This is a genomic window from Sphingomonas sp. P4_D12, from assembly GCF_056401895.1.
The window spans coordinates 288,888-303,791 of record NZ_JBFUIL010000003.1 but is presented as its reverse complement, the minus strand read 5'-3'; the positions used below and the strand labels follow the sequence as shown (position 1 = coordinate 303,791).

10 protein-coding genes are annotated in these 14,904 nt (G+C 64.5%); 2 read left to right on the top strand and 8 right to left on the bottom strand.

Annotated elements, in window-relative coordinates:
* Window position 1: 1 nt before the first annotated feature.
* From AC1DSD_RS07405 to AC1DSD_RS07380, 6 genes are all read right to left on the bottom strand, one after another.
* Entirely contained in the window at window positions 2–913 is a 912-nt protein-coding gene (locus AC1DSD_RS07405; RefSeq protein ID WP_478029292.1) for an acyl-CoA thioesterase, read from the bottom strand.
* Window positions 913–2,040, bottom strand: a complete 1,128-nt coding sequence (locus tag AC1DSD_RS07400; RefSeq protein ID WP_478029291.1) for an acyl-CoA dehydrogenase family protein — start codon at window positions 2,038–2,040, stop codon at window positions 913–915. The genes AC1DSD_RS07405 and AC1DSD_RS07400 overlap by 1 nt, the downstream gene beginning before the upstream one ends.
* Before the next feature lie 96 nt (window positions 2,041–2,136).
* Window positions 2,137–3,321 carry an acyl-CoA dehydrogenase family protein gene (locus tag AC1DSD_RS07395; protein ID WP_478029290.1) on the bottom strand — a complete coding sequence of 395 codons (1,185 nt, stop codon included), beginning with the start codon at window positions 3,319–3,321 and terminating at the stop codon, window positions 2,137–2,139.
* Window positions 3,318–4,652: an amidase family protein gene (locus tag AC1DSD_RS07390; RefSeq protein WP_478029289.1), complete on the bottom strand. Its 1,335-nt coding sequence runs from the start codon at window positions 4,650–4,652 to the stop codon at window positions 3,318–3,320. The genes AC1DSD_RS07395 and AC1DSD_RS07390 overlap by 4 nt, the downstream gene beginning before the upstream one ends.
* Before the next feature lie 112 nt (window positions 4,653–4,764).
* Window positions 4,765–6,801, bottom strand: coding sequence for a 3-hydroxyacyl-CoA dehydrogenase NAD-binding domain-containing protein (locus tag AC1DSD_RS07385; protein WP_478029288.1), 2,037 nt, complete (start codon window positions 6,799–6,801; stop codon window positions 4,765–4,767).
* Window positions 6,802–6,904: 103 nt separating this feature from the next.
* Window positions 6,905–8,131 carry a serine hydrolase domain-containing protein gene (locus AC1DSD_RS07380; RefSeq protein WP_478029287.1) on the bottom strand — a complete coding sequence of 409 codons (1,227 nt, stop codon included), beginning with the start codon at window positions 8,129–8,131 and terminating at the stop codon, window positions 6,905–6,907.
* A gap of 131 nt (window positions 8,132–8,262) precedes the next feature.
* On the opposite strand from AC1DSD_RS07380, the gene AC1DSD_RS07375 reads away from it, so the two are divergent.
* Entirely contained in the window at window positions 8,263–10,017 is a 1,755-nt protein-coding gene (locus AC1DSD_RS07375) for a class I adenylate-forming enzyme family protein (RefSeq protein ID WP_478029286.1), read from the top strand.
* Window positions 10,018–10,043: 26 nt separating this feature from the next.
* On the opposite strand, the gene AC1DSD_RS07370 is transcribed toward AC1DSD_RS07375, so the two are convergent.
* Both AC1DSD_RS07370 and AC1DSD_RS07365 read right to left on the bottom strand, forming a co-directional pair.
* The gene (locus AC1DSD_RS07370) at window positions 10,044–11,738 is read right to left on the bottom strand and encodes a hypothetical protein (RefSeq protein ID WP_478029285.1); all 1,695 of its coding nucleotides are present in this window, start codon (window positions 11,736–11,738) and stop codon (window positions 10,044–10,046) included.
* 44 nt (window positions 11,739–11,782) lie between these two features.
* Window positions 11,783–13,051 (bottom strand): MFS transporter, encoded by a 1,269-nt coding sequence (locus AC1DSD_RS07365; protein WP_478029284.1) that lies wholly within the window; start codon window positions 13,049–13,051, stop codon window positions 11,783–11,785.
* A 316-nt stretch (window positions 13,052–13,367) separates the two neighbouring features.
* On the opposite strand from AC1DSD_RS07365, the gene AC1DSD_RS07360 reads away from it, so the two are divergent.
* Window positions 13,368–14,903 carry a hypothetical protein gene (locus tag AC1DSD_RS07360; protein ID WP_478029283.1) on the top strand — a complete coding sequence of 512 codons (1,536 nt, stop codon included), beginning with the start codon at window positions 13,368–13,370 and terminating at the stop codon, window positions 14,901–14,903.
* Window position 14,904: the final 1 nt, after the last annotated feature.

Here is a 14,904-nt window from a genome sequence, read left to right as displayed (position 1 = left end):
CTCAGCTCCTAGGCTCGCGCTTGCGGATCAGGCCTTCCTGCGCGACGCTCGCCACCAGGCGGCCGTCGCGAGTGAAGATGCTGCCGCGGTTCATGCCGCGGCCGTGCCCGGCCCACGGGCTGTCCATCGCGTAGAGCATCCATTCGTCGGCGCGGAATGCCTCATGGAACCACATCGCGTGGTCGAGGCTCGCGGTCTGCATGCCGGGCGTCATCCAATTGACGCCGTGCGGCATCATGCTCGTCGCCATCAGCCCCATGTCGCTGGCATAGGCCAGGATTGCGCGGTGCATCGCCGTATCGTCGCCGAGCGGGGCAACGGCACGGATCCAGCTATAGTTGATCGGTTCGCGCGCGGCGGGCGAGAACCAGTTGCGCGGGTAGAGCGGGCGAACGTCGATCGGGCTCGCCCAGCGGAGGAAACGCGCGCGATGTTCTTCGGGCATGTGCTGCGCCGCCTCGACGCGCAGCTCGCTTTCGGATTTGAGGTCTTCGGGCGGCGGAATGTCGACGGGGAACGCATCCTGATGATGCAGCCCGCCTTCGGGCACCTGGAACGATGCGGCCATATTGAGGATCGGCTGGCCGTTCTGCGTCGCGATCACGCGCCTGGTGGCGAAACTCTTGCCGTCGAAATCGCGCACGACGCGATAGATGATCGGCAGCGCGTCGTCCCCGGCGCGCATGAAATAAGCGTGCAGCGAGTGCGCGTCCTTGCCTTCCGCCGATCGTTGCGCCGCTTGCAGCGCCTGGCCGATCACCTGACCGCCGAACACGCGGCCCTGGCCACCGGGGACCTTCATGCCGCGATAGAGATCGGCATCGAGTTCCTCGACATCGAGCAACGCGACGAGCCCCTCGATCAGCTGTTCGGGGGTGCGCTTGGGGCGCGGATTGGGGTCTTCTTCGGCCATCAATAACCGGCGTTACGCGCGATTTTGTCGGCATGGAAGTTGGCGTCGCCGAACATCTCGGCCAGCACGCGCTGGCGCTTCATGTAGAAGCCGATGTCATATTCGTCGGTCATGCCGATGCCGCCATGCATCTGCACGGCTTCCTGCACCGCGAGCATCGAGGCGAGCCCGGTCTGTGCCTTGGCGACCGAGACGGCTTCGTCCGCGCGCTCTGCGCCGCTGTCGAGCATCTGCTGCGCGCGGAGCGTGGCGGCGCGGGCCACTTCCATTTCCGAATAGAGGTGCGCGGCGCGGTGTTGGAGCGCCTGGAACGTGCCGATCACGACGCCGAACTGCTTGCGCTGCTTGAGATAATCGACCGTCATGTCCGTCGCCCCCGCGCCGACGCCGAGCATCTCGGCCGAGGCGCCGGTGCGGCCGGCGCGAAGCAGGCGATTGAGCGGATCGCGGCCGGCATCGACCTCGCCGATCACCGCATCGGCGGTGACCTCGACATTGTCGAAGTCGAGCCGCGCGGCGATGCTCGAATCCGCGAGCCGCTCGGGCGTCGCGGTCAGGCCGGCAGCGCCCTTGTCGATCGCGAACAACGTTACGCCGTTCTCATCCGCATCCGACCCGGATGTGCGCGCGGCAACGATGATCAGGTCGGCGACATGGCCATGAGTGACGAACTGCTTCTTGCCCGACAGGCGGAAGCCGTTGCCCGACCGTTCGGCCTTCATCCCGACGCTGTCGCGAAACTTGGCCTGCTCGTCGATCGCCAGCGCGGCGACGGTCTCGCCGGCCAGAATGCCGGGGTAGAATTTGCCGGCGAGTGCGCTGCCCCTGAGCGCTTCGATCGCGGCGACGGCAGTGGCGAGAAACGGGGAGGGCGACAGGTTGCGACCGATCTCCTCGAGCACGACGCCAGCCTCGACATGGCCGAGCCCGAGCCCGCCTTGATCCTCGCCGATCAGGATGCCGGTGAAGCCCATCTCGGCGAACGACTTCCACAAGTCGCGGCTGAAGCCGTCGGCATTGTTGGTATCGCGGAGCTCGCGGAGGTGTTTGACCGGGGCATGTTCGCGCACGAAGTCCTTCGCGGTATCTGCGAGCATGGATTGTTCGTCGTTGAGATAGAGGGGCATTCTTTACTCGCTTTCGTCATCCCAGCGAAAGCTGGGATCTTGTCGATCTTGGCGTGTGCTTGCGGCACGAGATCCCAGCTTTCGCTGGGATGACGACTAAGATGGCAGCTCCAAAATCCGCTTCGAGATGATGTTGAGCTGCACCTCGCTGGTGCCGCCCTCGATCGAATTGGCCTTGGTCCTGAGCCACGCCCGCGGCGCAGCGCCGGTGTTCGACTCCTGGCTTTCCCATTCGAGCGCATCGGAGCCACCCGCCGCCATCATCAGTTCGTGGCGCGACTTGTTGAGCTCGGTGCCGTAATATTTCATCATCGACGGCTGGGCAGGGTGCGCCTTGCCGGCTTTTAATTCGTCGATGAACTTCTCCGACATGGCGGTGAACGCCTTGGCGCGCACCTCGAACAGCGCCATCTGCGCGCGCAGCACCGGATCGGCGAGGGTGCCGTCGTCGGTCAGGCCGACAGTCCGCTTGGCGCCATCGACCAGCGGGTTGCCGCCGCTCGATCCCAGCCCCATGCCGCTGATCATCTCGCGTTCGTGACCGAGTAGGTATTTGGCGACGTCCCAACCCTTATTCACTTCGTGAACAAGGTTTTCCTTGGGGACCTTCACATTGTCGAAGAAGGTTTCGCAGAACGGCGAATAGCCCGAGATCAGCAGGATCGGCTTGGTCGACACGCCCGGCGTCGCCATGTCGAACAGCAGGAAACTGATGCCGCCTTGCTTGACCGTCTTGTCGGTGCGCACCAGGCAGAAGATCCAGTCGGCGTAATTGGCATAGCTGGTCCAGACCTTCTGTCCGTTGACCAGATAGTGATCGCCTTTGTCTTCCGCAGAGGCCTGCAAACTGGCCAGGTCGGATCCGGCGCCGGGCTCGGAATAGCCCTGGCACCAGCGGATCTCGCCGCGCGCGATCTTGGTCAGATGCTCGATTTTCTGCGCCTCGGTGCCGTATTTGAGCAGCGCCGGCCCAAGCATCGAGATACCGAAAGAATTGAGTGGGTTGCGGCATTTGAGCCGCGCCATTTCCTCGCGCAGGATCTTGGTTTCGGCCGGCGACAGACCGCCGCCGCCATATTCCTTGGGCCAGTCGGGTACGGTCCAACCCCTCGCGCCCATTGCGCCCATCCATTGCTTCTGCGCCGGCGTCATCTTCGACTGGTCGCGTCCGCCCCAAACGACATCGGCATCGGACCGCACCGGCTCACGCATCTCGGCCGGGCAATTGGCTTCGAGCCAGGCGCGGGTTTCGGCGCGGAAAGTTTCGAGGTCTTCGGTCATTGGATGGCTCCATGCGCCAGCCGGGCAACGGCGATGGCTTTGTGGTCGAGATAGGTGTCGGCGATCGCCTGCACGCCGATCGGCATGCCATCAGGGTCGACGCCGATCGGGAAGCTGGTCGCGGGCAGCATCGGAAAAGTCGCGAGCCCCGGAAAGGCGAATTGCAGGCCGAATGGCGTGGGCTCGCCGTCGATGTCGAGCACACGCTTGGGTAAGGGCGTCGGATCGTGTGGGAAAGCAGTGACGCCCAAGGTCGGCGCGATCACCGCGTCGTAGCTCGCGAAGAGGCGGTTCCAGGCGCGTGCGTTACGCGCCTGTTCGTCGCGCAGGTCGAACCATTGGACCAAGGTGGTCGCCGCCGATCCATCCTGCGGCACGCCGCGTGCGATCGTGATGTTGAGCATCTTCATATAGGCGCGCTGCTGCGCTTCGAGATCGGGAAGCAGGTCGCTCTTGCGATCGACCGACACGCCGAGATCGTGGAGCGCGTCGGCCAATCGATCGAGCGCGTCGGCGATCGGCGCGGCGACCCTTGCATGCGGATGCGAATTGAGCACCAGCACGCGATATTCGTTCGCCGGACGATTATCGGCCTGTTTGAGCGGATGGTCCGACAGGATGTCGAGCGCGAGCGCGAGGTCGTCGGGGTTGCGCGCCATCGGCCCTATCACCGACAATTCGCCGGGCGCGCCGTCGGTGCCTGGAAAGTAATGACCGTCCCGACTGAGCGCGCCGAAAGTTGGCTTGTGGCCCCAGACGCCGTTGAACGCGGCGGGCACCCGGATCGAGCCGCCGATATCGCTGCCCAGTTCGAGCGGTACCATGCCGGCGGCGAGCGCGGCGGCGGCTCCACCCGACGATCCACCCGCGACGCGGTCGTGATTGTGCGGGTTGCTGGTGCGACCGTAGATCGGATTGTCGGACTGGAGGTCGGCCAGCATCGGCGGGACGTTGGTCTTGCCCAGGATCACCGCGCCGGCCGACTTGAGCCGCTTTACGGCGAGCGCGTCATCCTGCGCGGTGAAGTCCCGCGCCGCTTCCATGCCCCAGCTGGTCTTGAGTCCGGCGATATCGAAGCTTTCCTTGACCGTCATCGGCACGCCGAGCAGGGGTGCGCGTTCGCCGGCGGCGAGACGTTGATCCATCTCATGCGCCTGATGCCTGGCGCGGTCGAAATCGCGGACGACGACGGCATTGATCGGCCCGTCGCGCGCTTCGATCCGTGCTATCGCGGCTTCGCATTCGAGCAACGCACTGGTCTCGCCGGAGCGGATCGCCTTGGCGGTTTCGATCGCCGATTTTTCGGTCATGCGGTCCAGAACGTCCGTCATAGTCGACCTCATCTCGTTGCCCCGGCGGAGGCCGGGGCCGCTGGAAACTTGGCCCGGTCGGTGCGCCAAACGGGCCGGCCCCGGCCTTCGCCGGGGCGACGCAACTTCATGCTCAGAACTTCTCGCCAGCCTTGGCCTTGGCCCTCAGCAGCGGCGATACCTCGACGCCGTTCTTCTCCAGTCCGGCTACGACCTTATCCAAACCAACGGTATTGCCCCAGAACATCGGACCGCCGCGATAGACCGGCCAGCCGTAACCGTAGATCCACACCACATCGATATCGGACGCGCGCTGTGCCATGCCTTCGTCGAGGATCTTCGCGCCTTCGTTGACCATCGGATAGATGGTCGCGGCGATGATATCCTCGTCGGTGAAATCGTGCCTGGTCTGGTTCGACCGGCTGCGGAAATCCTCGATAATCTCCGCGACCTCGGCCGATGGCGTCGGGTTGCGGTTCTCGTCATAATCGTACCAGCCCTTGCCGGTCTTTTGTCCCCAGCGGCCGCGCGCGCACAGCACGTCGCGGATCGTGTCCTGCTTGGTAGGATCGCGATGCCAGCCGATATCGACGCCGGCCAGGTCACCCATCTGGAACACCCCCATCGGGAAACCGAAATCGACCAGCGCCTTGTCGATCTGTTCGGGCCGCGCGCCTTGCATCAGCATGGCGTTGGCGGGCGCGTTGCGTGCCGACAGCATGCGGTTGCCGATGAAGCCTGGGCACACGCCGGAGACGACCGCGACCTTGCCGATCGGCTTGGCCAGCGCCATTACCGTCGCCAGCACGTCCGGCGCGGTCTTGGCGCCGCGCACCACTTCGAGCAGCTTCATGACATTGGCCGGCGAGAAGAAGTGCATGCCCAACACGTCCTGCGGACGGCCGGTCGCAGAGGCGATCTCGTCGACATTGAGGTAGGACGTGTTCGACGCCAGGATCGCGCCGGGTTTGACGATTTTGTCGAGCTTGCCGAACAGCTCCTTCTTGACCTCCATATTCTCATAGATCGCCTCGATGACGAGGTCGCACTCCTTGAGGTCGTCGAGGCTCAATGTCGGGGTCAGAATCCCCATCATCGCCTCGACCCTTTCGGTCGTGAAGCGGCCGCGCTTGGCTGAATTCTCGTAATTCTTGCGGATCACGCCGACGCCGCGGTCGAGCGCTTCCTGCGCCGTTTCGACGATCGTCACCGGGATGCCGGCGGTCAGGAAATTCATGCTGATGCCGCCGCCCATCGTGCCGGCGCCGACCACGCCGACCTTCTTGATCGGGCGCAACTGCACGTCGGCCGGAATGCCGTCGACCTTGGCGGCCTGGCGTTCGGCGAAGAACATGTAGCGCTGGGCAGCGGATTGCGTGCCCATCATCAGCTTCATGAATTCCTCGCGCTCGACGGCGATGCCCTCGGCGAAGGTGCCATGAGTCGACGCCTCGACGCAGCGTATGTTGGCGGCGGGCGCATCGAAGCCGCGGAACTTGCGGGCATTGGCTTTCTTGAACGCCTCGACCGCTTCGGGGTCGGCGGTCGCGGTCTTTTCCGACGCGCGGGGCAGGGGGCGCTTACTGGCGACCTCGTTGGCGAAGGCGATCGCATCGGCCTCCAGGCTGTCCTCGCCCGCCAGGCGATCGATCAGCCCGGCCTCCTGCGCCTTCTTGGCGGAAATCGGATCGCCGATCGCGGTCATTTCGAGCGCGAGCTTGACCCCTGCGATGCGCGGAATGCGCTGTGTCCCGCCGGCCCCCGGTAACAGGCCGAGCTTGACCTCGGGGGTTCCGATCTTCGCCGAGGGCACCGCGATGCGATAGTGGCAGCCCAGCGTGACCTCGCAGCCGCCGCCGAGCGCGGTGCCGTGGATCGCGGCGATCACCGGCTTGTCGAGCGCTTCGATCATGTCGATCACCGTGCCGAGGCCCGGCCCCTTCATCGGCTTGCCGAACTCGGTGATGTCGGCACCGGCGAAGAAGGTGCGGCCGTCGCAACGGATCACCACCGCCTTGATCGTCGCATCGGCCTCAGCCTGCTTGATCCCCGCTTCGAGCCCCTCGCGCACCGCCGCACCCAGCGCGTTGACCGGCGGGTTGTTCGAGATGATCACGAGGACGTCGCCATGGCGTTCGGTGCGGATCGGCGAGGCGGGCGTATCGGACATTCTTCTCTCCTGAAATCGTCGCCCCGGCGGAGGCCGGGGCCGCTATGTTCTGGCCCGTGCCGGCGATGCGGCCGGCGGCCCCGGCCTCCGCCGGGGCGACGGATTAGGTCAGCGACGAATAGATCAGCGTCTTGAGTTCGCGGCGGATCGGATATAGGCCGGACGGGCTGAGCTGGGTCATGAACACCATGTGCAGCCGCTCGACCGGATCGATGAAGAACGCGGTCGAGAACATCCCGCCCCAATAATATTCGCCCGCCGACCCCGGGATCATCGTCTTGGCGACGTCCTCGGTGACGGCAAAGCCGAGGCCGAAGCCGGTGCCGGCATTCTGCGTCTCGCTGAACAGCGAGCGCGACAGCGTCGATAGGTCCGACTTGCCCGGCAGATGGTTCATCGTCATCAGGTCTAGCGTCTTGCGTCCGAGCAGGCGGACCCCGTCGAGATCGCCGCCATTGGCGCACATCTGGCAGAAGCGGTGATAGTCGAGCGCGGTCGAGACCAATCCGCCGCCACCCGAGAGCAATTTGGGCTGGCGCCGCCACAGGCTTTCGCTCGCACGATCGTACATGACGCGACCTTTGTCCGCGACGAAGGTGTAGCAATCGGTCAGCCGGTCGACCTTGCCGTCGGGCACGACGAATCCGGTATCGTCCATCTTGAGCGGCTTGAAGATCTTCTCGGCGAAATATTGATCGAGCGGCATGCCCGACACGCGCTGGATCACTGCGCCGAGCACATCGGTCGACACCGAATAATTCCACGCGGTGCCGGGCGAGAATTCGAGCGGGAGTTTGCCCAAAGCCGCGACGAAACCATCGAGGTCGTTGCCGCCATGCCAATTGTCGATCTTGCCCTCGCGATAGGCGGCATCGACGTTGGTGCGGTTCTGGAAACCATAGGTCAGACCCGAGGTGTGGCGCAGCAAATCGAGCATCCGCATCGGCTCGGCCGTCGGCGTCACCGGCAGGAACGGGACGCCGCCACCGCCGCCATTATAGACGCCGATTCCCTTGAACTCGGGCAATATGTGATGGACCGGCGTGTCGACCGCGATCTTGCCGTCCTCGACCAGCATCATGAACCCGACCGAAGTGATCGGCTTGGTCATGCTGGCGATGCGGAAGATCGAGCCCTCGTCGATCGCCTTGTCGGAGCCTTCGACCGCCGGGCCCTGGCTTGAGAAATGGACGACCTCACCGTCGCGACTAATCAGTATCTGCGCGTTCGGCAATTTGCCCGAATCGAGGTACCGTTCCTTCAGGAATGCCGGAATGCGGTTGAGGCGGGCGGCGTCGAAGCCATGCTTTTCGGGCGCTTTCATCAGCATCGCTCTTCCATACCCCTATTTCAAATTCCGACTCTCTATTGCCTTGAGCGACGCCCGAATCAACTCTAACGTTGCGAAATCGCGCAGGCGGAGACCTGCAATGGCCGAAGCTGGAGAGCGGATCCTTGTCAATGAATGGCGCACCCGAACCCGTTATCGCCCTCGATCCGGCCTGGCCCAGGGTTTCGCTGAAGGACGCGACCGCCGCGCTGACCGCGCCGGGCACCAAGTTCGAGATGGAGACGATCGAGATTCGCGGCATGCCGACGCGCATATGGAAACACGCGCCGCACGATCTGGGCGTCCTGCTCGATCTGTCGCGCACGCATGGCGACCGGCTATTCACTATCCTCGAGGACGAACGCGTCAGTTACGAGGCAAATTACCGCGCGACGGCAGTGCTCGCCCGCGCCTTTCAGGATATGGGCGTCGGCAAAGGCGATCGCGTCGCCTTTGCGACTCGCAACCTGCCCGAATGGCCGGTGATCTTCTTCGCGATCACGACGCTCGGCGCTATCGCGGTGCCGCTCAATGCCTGGTGGACGGGTGCCGAGCTCGAATATGGCATCAATGATTCGGGCGCCAAATTGCTGTTGGTCGACGCTGAGCGCTACGAGCGGATCAGACCACATCTTTCAGCCCTGACCAACGTCGAGCGTCTGATCGTTGCCCGCTCGCCAGCGCCGATCGCGGGGACCACCGCGCTCGAAAGCATTATCGGCGGAGCGAAAAGCTGGGCGGACCTGCCGGCAGACGATCGTCCGCGGGTCGAAATCGATAGCGATGACGACGCGACGATCTTCTACACCAGCGGCACCACCGGTAACCCCAAGGGGGCATTGGGGATGCACCGCAACCTTGTCACCAACATCATGTCGGGCGGCTTCTCGGCCGCGCGCAGCTTCGTTCGCCGTGGCGAGCCGATTCCCGACCCGATTCCGCGCACCAGCCTGACGGTGATCCCGATGTTCCACGTCACGGCCTGTTCGGCCGGGCTGATGGGGACGATGGCTAGCGGCAGCACCACCATCTTCATGCGCAAATGGGACACCGTGAAGGCGATGGAGATCATCGAGCGCGAAAAGGTCAACATGACCGGCGGCGTGCCGACCATCGCCTGGCAATTGCTCGAGCATCCCGATCGCCACAAATATGATCTCTCGTCGATCGAGGCGATTGCTTATGGCGGCGCCCCTTCGGCGCCCGAACTGGTCAAGAAGATCTACGAGGAATTCGGTGCGCTCCCCGGCAATGGCTGGGGCATGACCGAGACGATGGCGACCGTCACCAGCCATTCGAGCGAGGATTATCTCAACCGCCCGACCAGCGCCGGCCCTCCGGTAGCGACCGCCGACCTCGAAATTCGTGCCGAGGATGGGGTCACGGTGCTGCCGACTGGCGAGGTAGGCGAGCTTTGGGCGCGCGGTCCGATGATCGTGAAGGGCTATTGGAACAGGCCCGAGGCGACGGCGGAGACCTTTGTCGACGGCTGGGTCCGCACCGGCGATCTCGCGCGGCTCGACGAGGAAGGATTCCTGTTCATCGTCGACCGCGCCAAGGACATGGTGATCCGCGGTGGCGAGAATATCTATTCGTCCGAGGTCGAGAACGCGCTCTACGAGCATCCCGCGGTGACTGACGCCGCGGTGATCGGCATCCCGCACCGGACGTTGGGCGAGGAGCCGGCGGCAGTTGTCCATCTCGCGCCGGGCACCACCGCGACCGAGGCGGAATTGCAGGCCTGGGTGCGTGAGCGACTGGCGGCGTTCAAGACGCCGGTGGCGATCCGCTTCGTCCACGAAACGCTGCCACGCAACGCCAATGGCAAGATCCTGAAGAAGGATTTGAAGGTGCTGTTCGAGGATCGCGCGAGCCAAGCGGCTTGAGTTGATACCGGCGTTGGTGTCGGCGTTTAGCCCGCCGGGGCGAAATCCATGTCGACGTTGAAATTGGTTTGCATCCCCGGGATCGGGCTCGGCGGCCGGGGCAATTGGCGCAGGTGAAGCCCCAATGCGTCACAGAAGAAGCTGTGGCCGATCGATTGCGCGCCGGCGCGGCGGTTTTCGATCGTTGTCCCGCCGGGCGAGTGTAATTCATTGTACAGGGTGAGCAGGTTGCCGCCGGGCTGCAGGACGGTCAGCAGCTTGCCGTCGAGCACCTTCCACGTGAATCGGGTGCCGCCCGTCTTGGTCTGGCGCAGCCAGAAATCGGCCGCCCTGTGCGTCTCGGTGATCACGCCTTCATAGGCCAGCGATCCGGTATGATCGGCATTGAGCGTCAGCCGCCGCCCGCCCGATATATATTCTGGCGGCGCGCCGCCCGGCATCGACGTCTGCTCGAAATAATGGTGCAGCGACTCCGATGTCTCCTCCCAAGTCCCGATCGGGCATGAACAGGTGGTGCCCGATGCCGGCTGCGCGCGGACATTGGTGTTGCCGTAGCCGTAGCTGTTGGTGCTGACGTAGAGTACGCGATAGCGCTGCTCGTTGCCGCAGGTCGATAAAGTGGTCAGCGGTTGTACCCAGCCGCCACCCTGGTCCTTGCGCCAGGTGATCCGCGTGTCAGCGGGGCGTGGCGCATAGGTCAGATCGTATCTTTTGTTGGCGACGAAGGCCCAGATTTCCTCGTTGAGCGAGTAGGGCGGGTAAGCGGGCGAGGCGATCCGCGTCGTCGCGTTGATCGATCGCGTGGTCGTGATCTGAGGGCTCGACGGTAGCGACAGCCTGGGGTCGGGCATCTTGATGTTGCCGTCGAAATAATCCTGTCCGAACTGCAGCCAGGTGTCGGCGGGAAGCGCCGATTCCATGTCGAGATCATAGCCGGGGATGAAATCGCGTACCGCTCGCGGCCCGTTCTTGTCGCCGAGCCATAGGAAATAGACCACCGCGGGATAATCCATCTCGTTCAGCGCGTGGCGCTGGATGTGCGCGTCGAACTGCGGAATGAAGCCAGCGCCGAAGTCCGGCTTGGCGAGGTAGCCGAAATATTCCGCCGATCCCTCGATCAGCCAGCCATCCTCGCGCGAAGTGGGCCAGGTCTTCCACTGGATGCAATGAAACACTTCGTGCGCCACGGTGAAGACCAGATCGTTCGAATCGTGCGCGCGCCCTGCCTTGAAATAGCCGACCGCGCACTCGTTGGCATAGGGCCGGCCGGCCGCGGCGATATAGGCGCCCTTGACCAGTTGCTGATCGCCCGATGTCGTCGGCGGCGACGCATAATTGCTGAACAGGACGGTGACGTCGTCGAGTTGCATGCCGCCGCCCATGCGGTCCATCGCGCCGCCGATCCGCCCGGCGGCGTCTCGCATGTCGGCGGCGGCCTGCGCCTCGTCGGGCATGGTCGTCGATCTCAGGCGGATCGCCCGCAGGGTTGCGTGGCCGCCGCGCCAATTGATCTCGGCAGTGGCGATCACCACGCAATCCTGCGGTCCCAGCCGGGGGTCGAAGCGCGCGAGATAGCCTTCGCTGCGGCACGAGCCCGGCAATTCGGCGCGCACGCGCTGCGGCCAGACAAGGAACGCGCCGGCGAACAGCGCGATGGCGACGAGCGCGGCACGGATCATCAGCGTTGTCCCGAGTGAGTGCGACGCGATGCATCCTGCCATTGCGCTCGCCTGGCCATATAGGACGAATACGACCGGGCAGGTGCTCAGCGCGCGGCTGGCGCCTTTGACGGGGCGGTCTCACGCGCGAAGGCCATCGCGACAACCCCGATCAGCGCCGCGCCGGCCATGTACCAGGCAGGCGCCAGTGGGTTGCTCGTGATCCCGGTCAGCCAGGCGACCATGAACTGGGTCGATCCGCCAAAGATCGAGATCGCCAGCGCATAGACGATCGCCAGCGCGCCCGAGCGGATGCGCGCGGGGAAGTCCTCGGTGATGTGGACCAGCACCGCGCTCAACGCGATGCCGATCGACAGCCGCAATATGCATCCCACCAGAAACAGGCTCGCTTTGCCGGGCGCAATGGTCAGCAACCAGAAAGCGGGCAGGGTGATCAGGCAGACGAACAGCATCGGCAAGATCATCGCCGGCCGCCGGCCGTAGCGATCGGCCAGCCAGCCGCCGATCGGCGCGCCGATCGTCCCGCCGATCCCCACCGCGATTGTCGCCCAGAAGGCCGTGCCGGACGGCAGATGCAGCGTCGTCTTGGCGAAGGTCGTCAGGAAGTTGGTGACATAGGTCATGATCGTCCCCGACAGCAGTGCCAGGAACGCGATGATCGCGGTGCGGCGATAGTCGCGGAGCGGAGGCGCGGGGATTGCGGGGGCGTCGCTGGGCAAGGTCTCCGGCAATGTCCGTCGCAGGACAAGCCCGATCGGAACAACGCCGACGCCAAGCGCCAGCGCGATCCGCCAACCCCAGCTGGCGAGCGTCGCATCGTCCATCACTTGTGCCAGTGCCAGCCCGATCAGCCCGGCGACCAGCACGGCGACATTCTGCCCGAACATCTGCATCGAGACGTACAGGCCGCGGCGATGCGGCGGTGCCGCTTCCGCCAGGAACGCAGTGCTTGGGCCGACCTCTCCGCCCAGCGCGAATCCCTGGACCAGGCGCCAGAACAGCACCAGCAGCGGCGCGGCGATGCCGATGGCGGCGTAGGAGGGCGTCAGCGCCACGCCCAGGCTGGCGACACCGATCAGCGCGAACGACAACAGCATCATCGGCCGGCGCCCGAGCCGATCACCAAGCACGCCGATCACCAGCCCGCCAAGCGGTCGCGTCAGGAACCCCGCGCCGAACGTAGCCAACGCCGCGAGCAAGCTCGACTGCGGGTCGGTGGCCGGGAAGAAGGTGTGGCCTATCTCGACCGCGAAGAAGGTGAAGATCAGGAAATCGTAGAATTCTAGTGCGTTGCCGAGCGTGACTCCCACGACTTGGGAAGCGGTGACCCGCGGCGGCGCCGTATTAGTGGTCATCGTGCTCCCCAGCTCGTCCGCTACATCAAGCGATGTCGGGTGCCGCGAGTCAATCGCGGTCCGTTGGGGTTCGATGCACGCAGGCTATAGGCGCCCGACGACGCTGTCCCGAACGGCTGACAATAGGGCTGGGCGCGAGTTGGAAGTCAATCCGAGGCCTCAAGCCGGCCCGTTCGACGCCGCGTGCGACGGTGCTCACCACAAGCGTGCGCGGGGGGGGCGCTCCAACGGAATCCGTCCGGAATGGTGGCTTCCTTGCTGGCTTGCCGGCGACCGAAGGCGTAACATTCTCCCATAAATACGGGGGGATGCCATGATGCGCTTCGCTGTTCGCCGCCCATTCCAATCGGCCGCCTTGATCGGCGCGATGCTGGTCTTCGCCGCTGCGTGCACGATGAAGACGTCGTCTACCAAGCCCGCGACGAATATGGCCAACGCCACTTGCCCGACGCCGCGGAATATCCCGTCGGGGTTCGACTATCCGCAAAAGGCCGCCACGGTCGAAGGCTGGGTGACGAGCGGCGACGTCGCCCGCACACGCCAGCACGGCTGGAACGTCTGGGCAGCGCTCAACACGATGGCCGGCGGCAAGCCGATCTGGCAAAGCTGGTGCACCGAAACCCAGGCATTCGCGCCCGACCCCGCGGTCACCGCCAAGCTCGCCAAGACCCAGCCGGCGGTCGCTACCGTCCCGATGCGCAAGTTCAAGCTCAACAACGGAGCGAGTACTGGGACCGACCCGATCAACTTCCCTGTCTCGCCGACCTATGCCGTGCCGCAGCCGGTGGTCGATCGCTACACGGGCACGCCGTGTCTGCAGGGAACGACGCCCGCCGACTACGCTCTGGCGAACGGCCCGACCTTGCAGAATAACGGCGACGTGATGGTGGCGGGGGTCATCTACAACCAGCCCGCTTTCGACTGGATCCGCAACAACAAGCTTTATCTGCAGTCGACGCTCAACGGGCTGATCCCGCCGGCCAACCAGACCAAGCAGATGGCGGCGATGCCCGATGGCTCGATCGTGCTCAAGCCGATGATGTGGCCGGTGGCGGCGGGCCAGTTCACCGCGCTGCCGATCTGGGACGATCCGGCGTCGGACGACGGTGTCTATGCCGGCTTCGAAATCCAGAAGAAATGGCCGAAAGCGGTGGCGGTGACCACGACGCCGGCGGCGCAAGTCATCCCGTCCTCGGTCAGTTTCCTCCACGGCGTGACGATGAACGGCAAGCCGCTCGGGCCCAACACCTATGCCAAGCCGCGCGTGGTCGGGGTCGACCGCTTCTACAATTACAAACCCGATCTCTCGACAATGGCGCAATGCGATCGCGCGATCCTCGATGCCTCGGCTTATTATGCTTATGGCCGGATGTTCCAGCAGGGCGACTATCTGATCCTGGTGGCAATGCACATCATGACCAAGGAACAGCCGGCCTGGACGTTCCAATCGGTGTGGTGGAACGATTTGCCCGGCATCAATCCCTATGCTGCCGACCGGCCGAACCTGTCGTCGGTCGACGCGCCGGGGCCGTGGCGCAATTATCTGATGGCGGCGACCTATGGCATTCCCGCGAGTTCGGGCAGCAACCAATGGCCGGTGGCGTTCAATCCCTATATCGAGCTCGCCGCCGATCATCCGATCAAGACCAATTGTATGAATTGCCATCACCGCGCGGCGTGGCCGGCGTCCAGCACCGAATATGAAGCGCCCGGCGGTCCGAGCGCGCTCGACATCTTCGCGCTCAACAATGCCGTGCTGAAGGGCAAGATCGGCGTCGATGCTTTATGGTCGATCAGCGACCGCGCGCTGGCGCCCGACCAGCGGACGGAAGCAGTCGCAGCCCGCAAATAGA

Coding starts and splice junctions, on each gene's coding strand:
- AC1DSD_RS07375 (WP_478029286.1), top strand. CDS start 8,263: ATGAATGGCGCACCCGAACCCGTTATCGCCCTCGATCCGGCCTGGCCC.
- AC1DSD_RS07390 (WP_478029289.1), bottom strand. CDS start 4,652: ATGACGGACGTTCTGGACCGCATGACCGAAAAATCGGCGATCGAAACC.
- AC1DSD_RS07400 (WP_478029291.1), bottom strand. CDS start 2,040: ATGCCCCTCTATCTCAACGACGAACAATCCATGCTCGCAGATACCGCG.
- AC1DSD_RS07370 (WP_478029285.1), bottom strand. CDS start 11,738: ATGGCAGGATGCATCGCGTCGCACTCACTCGGGACAACGCTGATGATC.
- AC1DSD_RS07395 (WP_478029290.1), bottom strand. CDS start 3,321: ATGACCGAAGACCTCGAAACTTTCCGCGCCGAAACCCGCGCCTGGCTC.
- AC1DSD_RS07385 (WP_478029288.1), bottom strand. CDS start 6,801: ATGTCCGATACGCCCGCCTCGCCGATCCGCACCGAACGCCATGGCGAC.
- AC1DSD_RS07380 (WP_478029287.1), bottom strand. CDS start 8,131: ATGCTGATGAAAGCGCCCGAAAAGCATGGCTTCGACGCCGCCCGCCTC.
- AC1DSD_RS07365 (WP_478029284.1), bottom strand. CDS start 13,051: ATGACCACTAATACGGCGCCGCCGCGGGTCACCGCTTCCCAAGTCGTG.
- AC1DSD_RS07360 (WP_478029283.1), top strand. CDS start 13,368: ATGCGCTTCGCTGTTCGCCGCCCATTCCAATCGGCCGCCTTGATCGGC.
- AC1DSD_RS07405 (WP_478029292.1), bottom strand. CDS start 913: ATGGCCGAAGAAGACCCCAATCCGCGCCCCAAGCGCACCCCCGAACAG.